The organism is Zhaonella formicivorans, from assembly GCF_004353525.1.
GTDB classification, from domain to species: Bacteria; Bacillota; DUOV01; order DUOV01; family Zhaonellaceae; genus Zhaonella; species Zhaonella formicivorans.
The window spans coordinates 951,969-969,720 of record NZ_CP085524.1; the positions used below are offsets into that span (position 1 = coordinate 951,969).

Genomic DNA, 17,752 nt, shown 5'->3' on the forward strand with positions numbered 1-17,752 from the left:
GAGGTGATCTGAATGTTTGAACGCTTTAATGTCCACCAAAGAATACAACACATAATGATGTTTTCCAGTTTTATTTTACTCACAATTACCGGTTTACCGATAAAGTATAGCCAAACAGATTGGGCGAAAGTAGTAGTTAGTATTTTCGGTGGTTTTGACAACATGTTTACCGCCCATCTAATTGGCGCAGTAGTAATGATTGCCAGTGCCATCTATCATATTCTATATTTAATTTTATACCCAATGCTAACCAAGAAAATGTCTACAGCTGCTTTACCCAGCATAAAGGATTTCCGGGATGTATTGCAAAATATGCAATATATGCTTGGACTCACTCCAGAAGCGCCCAAATTCGGTCGCTATTCTTACAAAGAAAAATTTGATTATTGGGCCGTCTTTTGGGGAATGGTTATTATGGCGGGCTCAGGACTTTTAATGTGGTTCCCGGGAATAGCGGCTGATTATTTTCCGCGCTGGTTTATTGCCAGCGCCCGAATCGCCCACAGTGATGAAGCTATGTTGGCTATTCTAGCAATCTTTATTTGGCATTTTTACAATGTACATTTTAGCCCCAGCTTTTTCCCAATGAGTTTTGTTTGGTTACATGGGAAAATGAGTAAGGAAATGATGGAACATGAACACCCCTTGGAGCTTGCTGAGCTTACTACGGAAAAATCCGGTCAAAAAGCACTCATTAATAAGGTAGAACCTAAAGTAAAGGCTTAACACACAGGAGGTTAAAGATGCAAAAAGAAAATAAATTTAGCAAAAGCAAGGGGCTTATCATTGCTGAAATGATCTTTTATGCTGTCGTTTTAGTACTTTTTTTGAAGGCTTTTATTCCATTAGGTTTAAAATGAAGTAAGAAAGCATACCTGGCTGGTGATTTAAGCTGCCAGCTAGGTATGCTATTAAATTTTGCTAAAATTTGTTAGTAACTTGGCAGGAAATTCTTTAATGCTGTTGAATAAGATACAGCAAAAGCAAATACTGTAACATAAAAAATAATTTTTAATCCTGAAGGAATTTATTGTTAAGTAACGAATACCTTTTACTAAGATAATAAAATTCTTATTTTATTATCTTAGTTATGTGAAAGTTAATACAAACACTATGCCAAAGACCCCTAGCCACAAGGCTGAGTCTCGCTGTATGGATATTATGGCCAGATCCCTTGTGGAACTGGCTTTTTTACATCCAATAGAAAGAAGTTAATGTGCTACTGGTGAAATATCTTCTAAGTTGAGAAGAAATTTTTAGTTAATATCCGAATATGATTGTATGAAATAAAAGAAATGTTGAGAATCCCGAATAAAAATTATTTTATAACATTTATGTGAATGTTAACACATACACTATACTCTTTAATCACGAGGCTGAGTCTCGCTGGTATTATGTCCAGCTCCTTGTGAATTGCATTTTTATCAGCTACCAATGTGGCAAACTTTAAACGTAGTAGGAGGTGGTAGCAATGCAAAACTTTCGATGTCAATGCAAAAAAATAACATTCCAGTTAGAAGGAGATACAATTATTATTAAATGCAGGCATTGCAAACGTTACATCTATATTACAACCTCAGGAATAGAAAATATTGAATTTAAGAACGAAATCGAGCTTGACAAAAATAATCGTATGCGGGAACTCCAACTGAATACAGTAAGACTAAGTTAGCGGCTAATAGCCCTAAAACAAGTCCAGAAGCTTTTAAAGCTCAGTAGGCTAGTAAAAATTCATTTTTTACTAGCCTTTTTAATTTGCTAAGTAGGGGTGGTGGGAAGAAAACGAATCCAAATTTTCGGGGAAAGGGGGGTAGGTATGGAAGAATTCCGGTGCCAATGCAAAAAAATTATTTTTCAGATTGAAGGTGATACGATAATTGTTAAATGCCGACATTGTAAACGTTTTATTCATATCAATACCAAAGGTATCCTTAACATCGAGTTTAAGTTAGAACCTGAAACAAAAAAAGGCCCTGAAATAGCTAATGTTGAGTAAAAATGTAATTTTAAGGAGGGTAAAAAATGTTTTCAATTACTATGGGAAATTATTTTTCAAAGCTTTTAGCCTGGTGGTTTGTAATCACGTTTATGCTGATTACCGCTAGTGGAGTTTCCTTTTTAGGTTCCTTCCTATACTACTTGTTTTTCTAGCTTCTTTCATAAACAAATGAAATGCAAGTATTCCGCCAGAGACTCATTCCCAAGGCTTAAGTCTAGAGAGAAGTCCCAGTCGAGATGCTAGCATTAGTAAAAGGAGTGAGTTGCAATTGTTGAAACTAAACGCTAAACCCTTCTTAAAAGCTTCTGTTTTTAAAATTTGTCTGCTTGCTATCGTCTTAATTTCGGCTTTGCTTTATATATCCTTGGATGAAGCATACGCTAAACCAGAATTTGGCTCAGATTGCGCTAGCTGCCACAACGGAACCGCCGCACCAAAACTAGGAGGGGGTGCTGAACCAGCAAAAGAAAACCCAACCGAGCCCGAAAAAAAAGCTCCGGATAAATCACCTTCTCCCGAGCAAAAACAAGCAAAGCCGACTTCAAAACCCGCCAACGCTGAGCAAGGTTCAAAGCAAACGAAACCTGCTGAACAAGCTTCAGCTAAGTCGGACTCAACTGGAGAAGTTCCAGCTGAATCAACTCCGGCGGAACCAGTTCAGGCTAAAGCCCCTGACAATAATACCTGCCTTGCATGTCACGGAAAAGAAGGTTTTAAAGGGAAAGTAGGTAATCAGGAAATATCTTTAGCAGTTAATTTGGCTGAATTTAAGGATTCGGTTCACGGCGGAAATCAATGTGTTACCTGTCATGAAAATACTAAAGTTATTCCACATGAAGCTTTGGGATCAGTAGAGGAAATAAAGAGCACCGTATCACAAAGTTGCCTGAAATGTCACGCAAATCAAGCAACTGCAATGAATAGCAGCGTTCATAGCAAAGTTAACGGTTTAACTTGCGTAGATTGTCATGGTTCACATGACATCAAAAGGATCTCTGAAAATCCTGCTAGTTTATCCAAAGCAAATCTAAACGCCACTTGCACCAGTTGTCATCAAGGTAAGGTATTGGATAGTTATAAAAGAAGTTTTCATGGTATTGCTTTAGCTCATGGTTACGAAAAAGCGGCTGCCTGTACCGATTGCCATGGTACCCATTCCATTTTGCCGGCTTCGAACCCTGAGTCCAAAATCTCGGCTGCTAATTTAGCTAACACCTGTGACAGCTGCCATCCGGGGATGTCAGCTGCGGGAGCCAACCTAGTTAAAGGTAAGGAGCATGTAGTCCCCGAGGATAAAGAAGGGGCTTTCCCACTGTGGATTACATGGAAAATCTTTTTAGCGCTGATTTTATTCGATGTCCTGATGAATGGTACTATCCCTACGTTGGAACTGCTTAAGCTGCTAAGAGGATTGTTCCGACCGGTTAAACCTAGTCTGGATTCTCCTGACAAGGATCTGACTTTGTAAAAAAAGGAGCATTCCTGTAATGAATTAAAATGAGCTTTGAAAAAAGAAGTACCTCCTGTTAACATACGAGGTGTCGAGGTGTCGATTAACTAGCGACCCTTAAATAACAGAGGAGGTACTCAATATGAAGTATAACCAGAACTCAAGAATTTTGCAAATAACAGAAAAGACTTTAATCATTGGTGTAGATGTAGCTAGCGAGACAAATTACGCCAGAGCTTTCGATTACAGAGGCGTAGAACTAGCTAAGCTACTAAAATTCAATAATGACAACAACGGCTTCAAGACATTTTCTGAGTGGGTAAAAAGTGTGGCAAAACAACAGCAGAAGCAGCAGGTAATGGTTGGGATGGAGCCTACGGGACACTATTGGTTTACCTTTGCCCAGCATCTTAAGGATCACCAGCTGAAAATAGTACTAGTGAATCCGTTTCACGTAAAGCGACGCAAAGAATTGATGATAATAATCCGACCAAAAATGACCGAAAGGACCCAAAACCATTGCCATGCTGGTAAAAGACGGTCGATACATGGAACCGTACATTCCCGAAGGAATTTACAGCGATTTACGAAATGCAATGGAAACCCGCTTAAGATTAGTGAAGCAGCTTAACAGCATCCGAAACAGAGTTAAACGCTGGATAAGCATATATTTCCCGGAGTTCAACAGAGTCTTTGGGGATTGGGAAGGCAAAGCAGCAATAGTAACGCTAAAAGAGTTTCCAACACCGGATAAAGTACTTGAAAAAGGCGTCGAAGGCATAGTTGCCAGCTGGAGAAAAGAAATCAGCAGAGCTGTTGGAGTTAGACGAGCCAGCCAACTAGTTGAGGCAGCAAAGATATCAGTAGGAGTACGAGAAGGATTAAGAGCAGCTCAAAATGAACTTGCCACACTACTAGAAGAATATGAAATGCTGCAGAGGCAATATGAAAGGACAATGGCTCTAATAGAAGAATTAGCCATGCAGATTCCCGGTATTGAAGAAATGCTAAAAATCAAGGGAGTAGGCCTCATAGCAGCAGCAGGGTTTATAGCTGAAGTAGGGGATATTACAAGGTTTGAACATCCAAAGCAGGTACAGAAGCTGGCGGGACTAAGCCTGAAAGAAAATAGCTCAGGAAAGCATAAGGGCCAAACAACTATTAGCAAACGAGGGCGAAAAAGGCTAAGATCGTTGTTATTTCAAGGGATTATGCCCATAGTGGCTAAGAACAACGAATTTAAAGAACTACACCAGTACTACACAACAAGGCCACAGAACCCGCTCAAAAAGAAACAGTCGCTAGTACTCTTATGCTGTAAGCTCATAAGGATATTTTACACCTTACTGAGAAAAGGCGTAGCTTATGACCCACAAAAAATGATGAGTGATATAAGAAGGCAAGAATTACAGGAAGCCGCCTAAAAAGCGCACCGCAACTGACAATGTTACATTTCATCCGTTTGCCAGTCAAGGGTAAAGACTGCGTCGCCGCTATCGCGGCCCCTTGACAGTCAAACTCCTGCAATGTAACAAGCAATCAAGCGGTGCTGGAAATGTAAAAAAACCTTGCTTAATTAAAGATTACGTTCATTGACAAAGCGAGCCGGAATAGTCAGGTTGAAATTTATCCATAAGGGCATTTGACCCAGCAAAGGAGCAAGGCTGACATCCACCTCATGGGCAGGCAGTACGAAGGAATTTAGGGGCACAGACCCTGTGAGACATGGGAGGTTTGCCACCGGAGAACAAGTGGATTACATGGCCGAAATACGTTTAAAAGACGCATATTCTGTCGGTATACACTTGTTAATCCAGATATATACAAAAATAGGCATATTGTCCAAGAGGATTGACTTTGTACAAATGAAAATCTAAGATTAAGCGAGATTTTCAAAGAAAATTAAAGATTATAGAGGGAGGGCTTATGGTGAAAGGAAGTAATGTTGGCATTAGCAAGGTAGAAAGGTTTAATCTGCAGCAACGCATCCAACACGGTTTATTAGCCATCAGCGTTCTTATGCTCATAGTTACCGGTTTCCCAATCAAGTATGGTTACGAAGGATGGGCTGCCCAAGTCATAGCTTTATTCGGCGGTTTTGAAATCATGTTTAAGGTCCACCTGATTTTTGCAGTCATTATGCTCTTGACCGGCGTATATCATATTGTCTGGATTATTTATAGTTTCGCCAAGAATCGCCCTTCCTGGGCAATGCTACCCGGTCTTAAAGACATAAGCGATGCTTTCCACCATATTAAGTATTTGGCGGGCTTTGAGCAAAAAGCTCCTAGATTTGGTCGTTACACTTATCTGGAGAAGTTTGAGTATTTTGCTGTGGTCTGGGGCATGATTTTAATGGGGCTCACGGGGTTTATGCTCTGGTATCCGCAAAAATTTGTGTTTATGCCCAGGTGGGCCTTTCAAGTAGCGCGGGTAGCTCATACCAACGAAGCCTTTGTAGCCATGTTGGCTTTATTTGTCGGCCACTTCTTTGCGGTTCATTTTAACCCCAAAGTTTTTCCCACCAGCAGGGTTTGGCTGGATGGCACCATTGATTTGCATCATCTAAAAGAAGAGCATCCTCTGGAGTATGAAAAGTTGTTTGGCCAGGGAGAAGTTGCAGCAGCCCATGAAGAACCAAAGGGCTTTGCCAAATCAAAGCTTTTGATTGTGACGGAGTTAGTGATCTATGTGGGCCTGTTTATTTTCTTACTCTACACCTTTATTCCAAAATTTTTACATGGCATAATATAGGTTTATAATGAGAGCCGGTGAAGCCGGCTCTCATTATATTATTAACTAGAGCCGGCTTCAATTTTAAGGTATAATAGTAAGCAAAAAGGAGGCAAACATGCCCAGTTTTATCGCACACATTGAACGAAAATATTCCCCACGGGTTCCGGCTAAAAGCCCAGGGCTAAAATCACGAAAAAATCTTTTACCCGACGGCAAGAGAATAATCATTGTGGGTGGGGGAATATCTGGCAGTTCCCTGGCCAGAGAACTATTAACTATTGCAGCTAAGGAAAACGTGTCCATCCAAATCTTTTTGATTAATAGCAATACATGTAATTACTGCGGAGGGTTAATCACTAACCTAGCACAAAACACATTGCAAAACAATTATGCGCTTACCATCCCACCCAAATTGGTTTTGAAAGAAATTAGTACTTGCCTTTACCTTACTACCGAAGGTCATGTCAATGTTGATCTCGGCAAAAAACTCATTGCCACACTTCGTACTAGTAAATTCGGTATTCAAGGTTTTGATGATTCAATTAAAAGCAGAATCGCAGAAGGATTAGATCCCAAGTGGGCAAAACAGCTGAAAATCTATGAGCCTACCATTGTAACAAAGATTGTTAAGCCCGAACAAAACACTGGTTTGTGGAAGGTAGTTTTAAGCCGCAAAGATGAAAATCACCGGCCTATAGTGGTGGAAGGTGATATTTTAGTAATGGCCACCGGATTTAAGTCCCTGAATAAGCCGATGATGCTTGATTTTCAAAAGCAAACGGGTTATGTCCCTCCTCCTTTAATGCCAGCCGGTGTAACAGAAATAGATACCAGTTCTGCGCTAAAAAACAAGATTACAGACCAGATGTTGATCATTGACCATGTTGTACCAGATGCAGTTGTGGCATTGATACCCAAAGCAAATAATTGGTTGACATTAACTTCCTTAGGCAAGAAGTTGAATCCGGCTGATATTGACCTGTTGTTCGATGCGGAACCGGTGCGGGAATTTATTGAGCTCCCTTCCGCTTCCAAGCATTTACGCTGTCAAACCATTTGCCCTGCACAAGTTTTTACCGGTCCCTCCTCCAAGTTTTATGGCGAACGTTGGGTGGCAATAGGGGATCTTACCGGTTATGGGCGTGTTTTAAAAGACGGCTATTTTGCTTCCTTTTTGGAGTCCCAATTGGTAGCAGAAACAATTTTTTATCACGGAGCATCCGAGCAACACTTCAAGGAGCATTACCATGCCAAACTAAAGTGCTTTACACACGACAACCGTTTCGGGATGTTTTTGTTCAGGCTGAACTTAATGTTAGGTAAATATAAATGGTTTCGAAGGCTTTTAATTGCCGTTGGTCAATTGGAAGAAGAAAAGGGAAAATACGGCAGTTTTTTCCACAGCGCCATTCGTGCCTTGGCCACGGGTGATTTAAATTACAGATTAATAACATCGTTTTTCATCATAGGATGTTTACAGGCTCTTTTATCCCCTGTGGCACTATGGAAAAAGAGCAGGTTAGCAAGGTCTGCTAGTATTAGACTTTTTGGGGGAGACTAACCATGCATTTAAACTGGCGAAAATGGCTGCTGGGCAGCCTGATATTTTTGTTGTTTTTAGGAACATTCCTAAATAGCTTTTGGGTAGATTGGATCTGGTTTAGGGCAGAAGGATTTGCCGGTGTATGGTTAAAAATTATAACTACTAACATCATACTGAATCTGGTTGTGTTTATAGTTTTGTGGCTGATTTTGGCCCTAAATGTTTTCAAGGCAAGGCAAAATATCCTCTTATCGATTGTGCAAGATTACCAACACGAACAAGGTATGTCCCTCAAAAACTACCTGCTCAACAAAATCTTGAATGGAACCGGAGCCAAAATAATTCTTCTGGCTTTTACCGGGGTTTTAGCCCTGACTGTTGCCGCTTCGTCTGATTTTGACTGGCAATTATGGCAGAAATTTATTAATAAAATAGATTTTGCCGTTACAGATCCGATTTTTAACAAAGACGTGGGTTTTTATGTTTTCCGTTTGCCGCTGCTTCTTAAGTCGTTAAATACTCTTCTAAATGCGCTTTTTGCAGCTCTTTTTCTATCGGTAGCGTTGTACACATTAACTATGCCAGGGTTAATAATAAATTTCCGCAAATTCAGCAAGGCTCATTCTCATTTAACGATGTTGGGTGCGGCACTCCTGTTCTTGCAAGCAGCTCATTTTTATTTAGAACGTTACCTGCTGCTATATTCCCCCAAAGGAGCGGCTTATGGCGCAAGCTTCACAGATGTACACGCCAGTTTGCCTGGGTTAAACATCCTAACGGTAATTACAATAGCGGCAGCTATAGTTCTTATTTACTGTCTATGGCTGAAAAATTTTAAATTTGCCTTTGGCAGTATCTTATGTATCGTTTTGGCGTCGCTGGGCTTACAAATTGCCTATCCTCTGTTAGTTCAAAAGTTACAAGTAGAACCTAATGAATTCAATAAAGAACAATTATATCTTAAAAACAACATTTCCTATACTTTAAAGGCTTATGGTTTGGACAAGGTAAAAACGGAAAATTTCCCGGTCAACAATACCCTTACAGCCGGCGATTTGGCTTTGCACTCGAAAACTATCAGCAACGTCCGACTTTGGGATTGGAGGCCTATTGAACAAACTTATAACCAATTGCAAAGTTTGCGGCCCTATTATGTTTTCCCGGAAGTTGATGTTGACCGGTACCAGCTGGACGGAACAACCAGGCAAGTACTTATTGCTGCTAGAGAATTAGACTCGAGCAGGCTTGATCAGGCTCAAACATGGGTGAACAAACATTTACGCTACACCCACGGTTACGGAGCGGTAGTAAGCCCGGCAAGCGAAGTGACCCCAGAAGGGTTGCCGACTTTTTACCTGAAAGACATACCGTTGGCTGCCGAAAAACCCTTTGCTGTAGAGCGACCGGAGCTATACTTTGGGGAAAAAACTACCGATTATGTCTTGGTCAAAACAAAAACCAAAGAATTTGATTACCCTTTGGGTGAAAATAATGCTGAAAACTATTATGCGGGCAGTGGTGGAGTGCGAATCAAAAGCTTACTGCATCGCTTGAATTTTGCTCTTTACTTTAAAGATTACAAGCTGCTCTTGACTAGAGATTTAACCACAGAAAGCAGGCTTCTATTCCATAGACAGATTAGTGCGCGGGCTGAGAAAATTGCTCCTTTTTTGCGTTATGACCCCGATCCTTACTTGGTAATCAGCGGTAAAAAGCTATACTGGATACAGGATGCATATACAACCACCAACATGTACCCATATGCCAAACCTACTGCAGGATGGGGTAACTATATTCGTAATGCAGTCAAAGTTGTAACGGATGCTTATAATGGTAGGGTAACGTTCTATCTTGCGGATGAAACGGATCCTATAATTCAGGCTTACCATAAGATTTTTCCCGGGTTGTTTAAGCCGCTATCCCAAATGCCCCCGGATCTGAAAAGTCATCTGCGGTACCCGGAGACACTGTTTAAAATTCAAAGCTCCGTTTACACTACTTATCATATGGAAAACCCCATGGTGTTTTATAACAAGGAAGATGCTTGGAGCATTCCCGATGAGATAGTTGCCGGTGAAACCAGACCCATGGACCCATATTATATGGTAATGCAGTTGCCCGGGGAGTCGCAGGAAGAGTTTATCCTTATGCTTCCTTTTACTGCTGCAAAAATCAATAAAATGGTTGCCTGGTTGGCTGCGCGCAATGATGCAGAACATTATGGCGAGCTGGTTGTGTATAAATTTCCCAAAGAAAAACATATTTACGGCCCGCTGCAAATTGAAGCCCGAATTGATCAGGATTCGGAAATTTCTCAGCAATTGACTCTCTGGGATCAGCGGGGTTCCCAGGTATTACGTGGCAATTTGCTGGTCATACCAATGGAAAATTCAATATTGTATATTGAACCTCTCTACCTCCAAGCAGAAAAAAGCAAGATTCCAGAATTGCGCAGGGTAATAGCCATTTACGGTGAGAGGGTGGTAATGTCGTCCAAAATTGAGGATGCTTTAAAAGAACTTTTTGCCAATGCGCCTATTACCCAAAAAACTGACGCTGCAGCACAGACTGTTCCTGAATTGATTGCTGATGCCAACAAGTATTATCAAGAAGCTATAGAAAAGCAAAAAGCAGGGGATTGGGCAGGCTACGGCATAGCTTTACAGCACCTGCAGGAAACTTTGATAAAATTACAAGAATTAAGTCAAGCTAAACAATAAGGATAACAATGGAGGTAAAAGTATGCACTTATCTCCAACAGCCAAATTAGTCCTGGAAAAAAGGTATCTTCGTAAAAATGAGCAAGGTAAAGCGGTTGAAAGCCCAGAAGAGCTTTTTCAAAGGGTAGCAAATAGTATTGCTGTCGTTGAGCGGCTGTACAATCCCCGAATTACGGAAAAAGAATTGACAGCAATTGCGCGGAGTTTTTATGAGTTGATGTCCAATTTGGACTTTTTACCAAACAGCCCGACTTTAATGAATGCCGGCCGTGAACTTAATCAACTGGCAGCATGCTTTGTGCTCCCGGTTGAAGATAGTATTGAAGATATTTTTATGACCATTAAAAATGCCGCACTTATACATAAAAGTGGCGGCGGTACCGGATTTTCCTTTTCAAGGATAAGGCCTAAAAGCTTTCCGGTCAAATCAACTGGCGGCGTTGCCTCCGGGCCGGTCAGTTTTATCCGGGTTTTTAACGCAGCAACAGAAGCTATTAAACAGGGGGGGACTCGCAGGGGGGCAAATATAGCACTCTTGCGAGTAGACCACCCGGATATTTTGGAATTTATTACTGCTAAAAATAAGCCGGGAGAATTGACAAATTTTAATATCTCGGTTGCTCTTTCAGACGAATTTATGAAAGCGGCAAGCACAGCTAATAATTATGAACTTGTTTTTCAAGGCAAACGATTAGGTACAATGAATGCTGCAGAAATTTTAAAGCTAATTGCCGAGCAAGCCTGGCATAACGGCGAACCAGGTGTAATTTTTTTGGACACAATTAATGCTGCCAACCCAACTCCGGAACTCGGCTACATTGAAGCAACCAACCCCTGCGGGGAACAGCCGCTTTTACCATACGAAGCTTGCATTCTTGGATCCATTAACCTGACCAACATGGTGGAAAACGGTGTAGTAAATTGGGTTAAGTTGGAACAGGCTATAAGAATGGCTGTCAGGTTTTTGGATAATGCCATTGACGCCGGCTCCTACCCGCTACCGGAAATAACGGCACTGGTTAAAGGCAACCGTAAAATTGGTTTAGGGGTCATGGGCTGGGCTAATATGCTGTACAAATTGTTTATTCCCTATGATTCGGACGAAGCGCTGCAGCTTGCTGAAGAAGTGATGTCCTTTATTCAAAGGGTTGCCCGGAACAGTTCCAGGGAACTGGCCGCAGCAAGGGGTAATTTTCCAAATATTAACAAAAGCATTCTTCAACAACCCCAGCGGAATGCAACCTGTACTACCATTGCTCCTACAGGTTCCATCAGCATTATAGCCGACACCAGTCCCGGTATAGAACCCGCTTTTGCCCTGGCCTTCAGCAAACAAGCGCTGGAAGGGGAATTAAAAGCCCAAATCAATCCTGTTTTTCATCAGGCCTTGCGGGAAAATTTCAGTCAAAGTCAAGTCCAAGAGGTGCTGCATGAGGTTCTTTCTACAGGCAGCTTGGCAAATTGTTTGCAGTTACCTAAATCCTGGCGCCGTGTCTTTGTTACCGCCAGAGAAATAGCGCCTTACTGGCATGTCAGAATGCAGGCAGCATTTCAAAAACATTGCGATAACGCTGTATCCAAGACGGTTAATTTACCCATGACAACTACAGCGGAGGAGATTTTGCATATATTCACCCTGGCCTACCAACTAGGTTGCAAGGGAATAACCGTATACCGCAGCGGCAGCAGGGAACAGGAAGCGCTGCGGGCTGGTATTTGAACCGGATTGGTGATCCTATGTCTTTACTGCAATTACCTCAAGAAAAAATATTCTATATTTCCCGACACAAAGACTCCGGGTTTCCATCCCTGCTGTTCATACACGGAGCAGGGGGCAACCATCGTCATTGGTTATACCAATGGCATGCACTGGCACAACAGGGCTTCGAAGTTTATGCACTGGACTTGCCGGGTCATGGTAAATCAACAGGTGAACCGGGAGGTTCCCTGGAAAGTTACGCCGAAAGCGTAATTTCTTTTTGCCAGCTTTTAGGACTAAAACAACCGATCTTAATTGGGCATTCCATGGGAGGCGCGATTGCTCTTTTAGTTGCAATCAGCGGGAGATTGTCCTGTCGGGGTTTAATTCTTTTAGGAACAGGTGCGGAATTACCGGAGGCCAATAATCTTTTAAAACTGCTCCAGCAGGAAAACGGTTTACAGTTGATGCTTGCCCAATTGTATGGAGATGATGTTAAAAAAGCTCAGGAAAAAGCTTACCTGGAACTGCATAAAATTCCGAAGAAAACCTTATTATGCGATTTTAAGTCCTGTGCCAAGGTAAAGTTGCCAACAACCAAATTGCAGAAGCTCAACCTGCCGGTAAGCATAATCGTAGGGACGAAGGATCAGGTTACCCCCCCGACCTTAAGCCAGGCTTTACATCACTTCATTCCGGGCTCTGAACTACACCTTATTGCAGGCGGAAATCATATGTTAATGTTTCAGCACCCGCTAAAAATTACAGAAAAAATCCTTAACTTTTGTCACAGCAATTTTAACTAAGGAGTTGACATATGTGAGAGTTACCACCACTTGTGTCCCTTGTTATTTAAAGCAGGCTCTTTCTGCTTTTAAACATGCAGGTATCAAGGAAGAAGAAAAATGGGAGGTATTAAATCAGCTCTGTCAGCTTATACCCGAACTTTCTAACGAGGCAACACCAGCAGCCAATTCCTCTCTTGTTTTGCATAAGTTAGTGCAAGCTTTGGGAGGAGAGGATCCTTTTCGGAGAGCTAAAGAATACTCCAACCGGCAAGCAGAAAAACTATTAGCCAGTTTGGAGCTAGACTTGGGTCACGAACCGGTTTATACCGCTTTAAAATTAGCTGTCGCTGGCAATATTATTGATTTGGGGATAATTGAACATTACGATTTGCAGGAAAGCGTTTACAGCGCTTTGCATACACCTTTTGCCATCGACCACTACCTACGCTTTTCCCGTTTATTGCCAGATGCAAAGAAAATATTGATTATCGGTGATAACAGCGGCGAAATTGTTTTTGATAAAATCTTAGTAGCCGAGCTAAACAAGCTAGGTTTGGAAGTGTTATATGGTGTAAAAAGCGGTTTTATTTTAAATGATGCTACTATGTTAGATGCACAACAGGTTGGTATGGATAAGATCTCTCAGGTATTACCTAATGGTAACAACTTTTTAGGTACAATTTTAGAGAAGTGTAGTGAAGAATTTATTGATCACTTCCTAACTGCGGACGTCATAATCGCTAAAGGACAGGCTAATTACGAAACATTGGAAGGAAACGTAGCAGGAGGCAAAAGGATATTCTTTTTACTTAAAGCAAAATGCGAGATTGTAGCCGAGCATTTAGGGGTAGAACTAGGGGATATTGTTTTTAGGCAGAACAAGATATAAGAAGGAAACCTGCTTCTCTCTGATTTAATGGTACGATCTTTTGTCAAAACCATGATATAATAGTCTTGGCAAAAGGAGGAACAAGATGCAGCATATTGAAGCCATACTGTTTGATTTGGATGGCACTTTACTTGATACAACTGATTTAATTGTCGCTTCCTTTCAACATGTTGCCCGCAAATATTTGGGACGCGAAGTAACGCTCGAGGAGCTTTTGCCTTCCTTTGGTAAGCCACTAATCGAAGGTTTAGAAGAACTAATGCCGGGAAAAGGGCAAGAAATGGTCCTGACATACAGGGAATTTAATTTGCAGCACCACGATAATATGGTCAAGATTTTTCCTGGTATAAAAGAGATGCTTCAGGAATTAAAACAGAGAAAGATAAAACTGGGTATAGTAACTTCCAAGGTTAAGAAGACCGCTATCAAGGGCCTAGAGTTGTTTAAAATTGAGCAGTTGTTTGATGTAATTATTGGACTGGAGGACACAACAATTCATAAACCCAACCCGGAGCCCGTGTTGCTCGCACTGGAGCTTGTACAAACTGCTCCGGGGCGTTGTTTGATGGTGGGCGATAGTCCCCACGATATTGTTAGTGCACAACGGGCAGGTGTCGCCACTGCCGCTGTCAGCTGGTCGAACATCCCTTTGCAAAGCCTTTTGGAGCTAAAACCTACATTTGTGCTGAATAATGCCTCTGAGCTGGTGGAAATTGTGGATAAGTTGAATAGCATTTGACCCGATATGGGGTGAAGGGGGTACAGTAGAATGAATATAGCCTTTTTCAGCGATAGTTATCGCCCATATACCAGCGGTGTTGTGCGCTCAATTGAAACATTCAGCGCCGAATTCCGTTCCTTAGGACATAAGGTCTATATTTTTGCCCCAAATTATCCTAATTGTAAAAAAGAGGAAGATGTTTTTCGTTTTATATCGGTGCCCTCTCTGGCGCACCAGGACTTTACCTTAGCTATACCTATCTCACCTACTTTGGGCAAAACAGTGCAATCCTTAGGCATAGATATTATTCATGTCCATTCTCCCTTTTTATTGGGGCGTTTGGGTGCTAAAATCGCCAAAAAATTAGGTATACCTTTAGTATATACCTACCATACTCTTTACGACCAGTATGTGCATTATGTCCCAATCGCCCAAAACTTTAGTCGCTGGGTCGTGCGTAAAGTTAGCAAGGATTTTTGCAATAACTGTGATTTAGTAGTAGTTCCAACCGGTGTAATAGAAGAAGTATTAAGACAATACGGAGTGACTACGGAAATCAAACCCATTCCCACAGGGATTGATTTACGGGATTATGCTAAAGGAAATGCAGGCTGGCTTAGACAAACCTATCAAATACCTGAAAATGACCTGGTGCTGCTTTATGTAGGTCGCTTGGGTTTGGAAAAAAACTTAGATTTCCTACTGCAATCTTTTCAGCAAATTTTGCAAGCTGCGCCGCAGACGACTTTGGTACTTGTAGGCGGTGGGCCTCAGGAGGAATATTTCAAGGAACTCTGTACAACCTTGCAAATTGGGCATAAAGTCGTTTTTACCGGTACGCTTGATCGGGCCAAAGTTGTAAACGCCTACCTGGGGGCTGACCTTTTTGTTTTTGCTTCGGTCACGGAAACTCAAGGGCTGGTGCTGGGCGAAGCTAAAGCAGCCGGATTACCAATTGTTGCTGTTGAAGCTTTTGGTGCCAAAGAAATGATAAATCCAGGAATTGACGGTTATTTAACTCCACTTGTACAGGAAGTTTTTGTGGACAGGATTTTGCAGCTTTTGGCTGATCCCGAAGAGAGAAAAAGGCTGGGAAATAATGCCCGCCAAAATGTAGAGAATATTTCGGCGAGTAAATCGGCCAAGTTGCTATTAAAATGCTACCAAAACTTGTTGGATCATAAGTATCAAGCTGCTGTTGGTTAAACAAAGCCTTTTGGCGTAAATTAATTTTCAACAAAAAGACCGAAACGGAATCTGCTATCCACCAGTCAAGAGAAAAGAGATAGTGCTTCAAGCCCTAAAAGGGCTTTTTTTATGAGATATGGAGTTGATGACCTATGACGCAGGATAAAGACGCACAGGAATTATTGAGCACAGATCAACTTTATAGGATTTATCAAAGGTTTAACGACAAATATTTCGCCGGCAAACTGCCAAAAGAGATCAAAATCGAATGGTCAAATAAGTTAACTACCTCCGCAGGTGTTTGCTACAAATACAAGCATAAATGCCCGGTGATCAGATTATCAACATGGTATCACCGGAAATACCCGTCTGCGGAGACAGAGCAAACTCTCTTGCACGAAATGATCCATTTAATTGCAGCTGGCCACGGCAAAGAATTCAAAAAATACGTGGAATCCATCAAAGAGCAAGGAGGGTATGTGGAGCTTCACGCCAAAGAAAGAGCTAAAAAGCCCCGCTGGTTATATACCTGTAAACAATGCGGCAAAATTTTTCTGCGTGACAGAAAACTATCCCCCCGAAAAAAATATGTCTGCGGCGTCTGCAAAGGTGAGCTGTTGGAGCTGGCTAACAAATAGTTTACAATGTTGTTTTCCCGTTTTGAAAAACAAACAGAAATTCATGGTAAAATAGAAATGTACTCAACTAAACCAAAATTTAGCAGGAAAGGGTAAGGGCAATGATGTATTTACTTGATACAGCAAATATAGAACAGCTACGAAAATGCTACGATTTATTCCCTGTGTCGGGAGTAACAACTAATCCCTCAATTATTTCCAGGGAAAAAAGCAATTTAAAAGAACTATTCACTGATATACGGAATATAATTGGCCCTGAATCCATGCTGCATGTCCAAGTTATGGGAACTTCATCAGAGGAAATGGTAAGAGAAGCAAAGTACCTTTCGAGCCAAATCACCGGCAACCTCTATATAAAAATACCGGCAGTGCCGCAAGGAATTAAAGCAATTAAAGAATTAACTAAACTTAACATGAAAACAACGGCCACGGCAATTTTCACCCCCCAACAGGCATTAATGGCTGCTGCAGCAGGCGCTTCTTTTGTTGCACCTTATGTTAACAGGCTGGACAATATCTGTGGTGATGGGGTAGAGGTACTTGGGGAGATTATGAAGTTTTGCAAATTATATCAACTAGGCACCAAGGTTTTAGCGGCAAGCTTTAAAAATGTAGAACAGGTCCACAAAGCAGCACTTTGCGGAGTTCATGCTGTTACCGTTAGTGCTGAATTAATGGAACAGTTGCTGGAACATCCTTTAACCTGGGCAAGCGTCAATAGCTTCAAAACCGATTGGGAAGAAGTTTATGGTGCGGGAAAGCTGTTAACCGATGTTTTTAATTTTTAGTCACCCCAAACATGGATCTAACTGTATAACGATGCATTACAGCAAGATACTAAAGGGAGGTCGCATACCTAGCTATGCAAATTGCAGCAATTGTGATAGCGGCAGTTGCCGGTCTGGCGGGCGCCCTGTTGGGGAGCTTTGCTTCATATAAAGTTGTTGAGAAACTTCTCGTTGAGCAGAGAAATTTAGTGAAGACAGAACAAGAAAAAAGGGATGAATTGGCAATTAAAATTGTTACAAAATATTTGTGGCATGAAATAGATTACAACCGCGCCATGCTTGAGGATAAAGATCAAGCCCTAAGCGCTATTTTCCAGGGAAAAGAAAAACCTAAACAATATTCCTACCAAACTAACTTTAAATTTGAGGAATACAACAAAGTGAAATATGAACTATTAAAATATAATAGTTCAATTATCAAAGATATTTTTGATCTTTATGATATCTTTTTGACCTTGTATAAGTACAACGATTTGAGAGAGTTAAGCAGGGAAGAATACTGCAAAGTATGTAATCTATTTACGTTGCTGGAAAGGATCAAAAGATCTGTAACCCAAGAAGAAAAAATTTTTTAATCATCATCCTAATTTTTG

At 41.3% G+C, this 17,752-nt stretch carries 14 protein-coding genes and 1 pseudogene; all 15 read left to right on the plus strand.

What is annotated here, in order from left to right; genetic code table 11:
* The first annotated feature begins 12 nt into the window (after nt 1–12).
* The 15 genes and pseudogenes from EYS13_RS04680 to EYS13_RS04750 all read left to right on the plus strand — a co-directional run bounded on the left by EYS13_RS04680 (nt 13) and on the right by EYS13_RS04750 (nt 17,734).
* Complete coding sequence (locus EYS13_RS04680; RefSeq protein ID WP_227766401.1) at nt 13–726, plus strand: formate dehydrogenase subunit gamma; 714 nt, start codon at nt 13–15, stop codon at nt 724–726.
* A 1,090-nt stretch (nt 727–1,816) separates the two neighbouring features.
* Nucleotides 1,817–1,996: a hypothetical protein gene (locus EYS13_RS04685; protein WP_227766403.1), complete on the plus strand. Its 180-nt coding sequence runs from the start codon at nt 1,817–1,819 to the stop codon at nt 1,994–1,996.
* Between the two features lie 271 nt (nt 1,997–2,267).
* Nucleotides 2,268–3,467 (plus strand): cytochrome c3 family protein, encoded by a 1,200-nt coding sequence (locus tag EYS13_RS04690; protein ID WP_227766406.1) that lies wholly within the window; start codon nt 2,268–2,270, stop codon nt 3,465–3,467.
* Between the two features lie 124 nt (nt 3,468–3,591).
* Nucleotides 3,592–4,873 (plus strand): annotated as a pseudogene (locus tag EYS13_RS04695) (IS110 family RNA-guided transposase).
* A gap of 502 nt (nt 4,874–5,375) precedes the next feature.
* Entirely contained in the window at nt 5,376–6,203 is an 828-nt protein-coding gene (locus EYS13_RS04700; protein ID WP_227766409.1) for a formate dehydrogenase subunit gamma, read from the plus strand.
* Between the two features lie 97 nt (nt 6,204–6,300).
* Complete coding sequence (locus EYS13_RS04705) at nt 6,301–7,746, plus strand: hypothetical protein (protein WP_227766410.1); 1,446 nt, start codon at nt 6,301–6,303, stop codon at nt 7,744–7,746.
* A 2-nt stretch (nt 7,747–7,748) separates the two neighbouring features.
* Nucleotides 7,749–10,448 carry a UPF0182 family membrane protein gene (locus tag EYS13_RS04710; RefSeq protein ID WP_227766412.1) on the plus strand — a complete coding sequence of 900 codons (2,700 nt, stop codon included), beginning with the start codon at nt 7,749–7,751 and terminating at the stop codon, nt 10,446–10,448.
* Nucleotides 10,449–10,470: 22 nt separating this feature from the next.
* Entirely contained in the window at nt 10,471–12,168 is a 1,698-nt protein-coding gene (locus EYS13_RS04715) for an adenosylcobalamin-dependent ribonucleoside-diphosphate reductase (RefSeq protein ID WP_227766414.1), read from the plus strand.
* Nucleotides 12,165–12,953: an alpha/beta fold hydrolase gene (locus EYS13_RS04720; RefSeq protein WP_227766416.1), complete on the plus strand. Its 789-nt coding sequence runs from the start codon at nt 12,165–12,167 to the stop codon at nt 12,951–12,953. Before EYS13_RS04715 ends, EYS13_RS04720 begins: the two co-directional genes overlap by 4 nt.
* Nucleotides 12,954–12,966: 13 nt before the next feature.
* Entirely contained in the window at nt 12,967–13,824 is an 858-nt protein-coding gene (locus EYS13_RS04725; RefSeq protein WP_227766418.1) for a damage-control phosphatase ARMT1 family protein, read from the plus strand.
* 85 nt (nt 13,825–13,909) lie between these two features.
* The gene (ppaX, locus tag EYS13_RS04730) at nt 13,910–14,563 is read left to right on the plus strand and encodes a pyrophosphatase PpaX (protein ID WP_227766420.1); all 654 of its coding nucleotides are present in this window, start codon (nt 13,910–13,912) and stop codon (nt 14,561–14,563) included.
* A 30-nt stretch (nt 14,564–14,593) separates the two neighbouring features.
* Complete coding sequence (locus tag EYS13_RS04735) at nt 14,594–15,751, plus strand: glycosyltransferase family 4 protein (protein WP_227766422.1); 1,158 nt, start codon at nt 14,594–14,596, stop codon at nt 15,749–15,751.
* Between the two features lie 134 nt (nt 15,752–15,885).
* Entirely contained in the window at nt 15,886–16,371 is a 486-nt protein-coding gene (locus tag EYS13_RS04740) for a SprT family zinc-dependent metalloprotease (protein WP_227766424.1), read from the plus strand.
* 101 nt (nt 16,372–16,472) lie between these two features.
* Nucleotides 16,473–17,159: a transaldolase family protein gene (locus tag EYS13_RS04745; RefSeq protein ID WP_227766426.1), complete on the plus strand. Its 687-nt coding sequence runs from the start codon at nt 16,473–16,475 to the stop codon at nt 17,157–17,159.
* A gap of 74 nt (nt 17,160–17,233) precedes the next feature.
* On the plus strand, nt 17,234–17,734 hold the full coding sequence (locus EYS13_RS04750) for a hypothetical protein (RefSeq protein WP_227766428.1): 501 nt from the start codon (nt 17,234–17,236) through the stop codon (nt 17,732–17,734).
* Nucleotides 17,735–17,752: the final 18 nt, after the last annotated feature.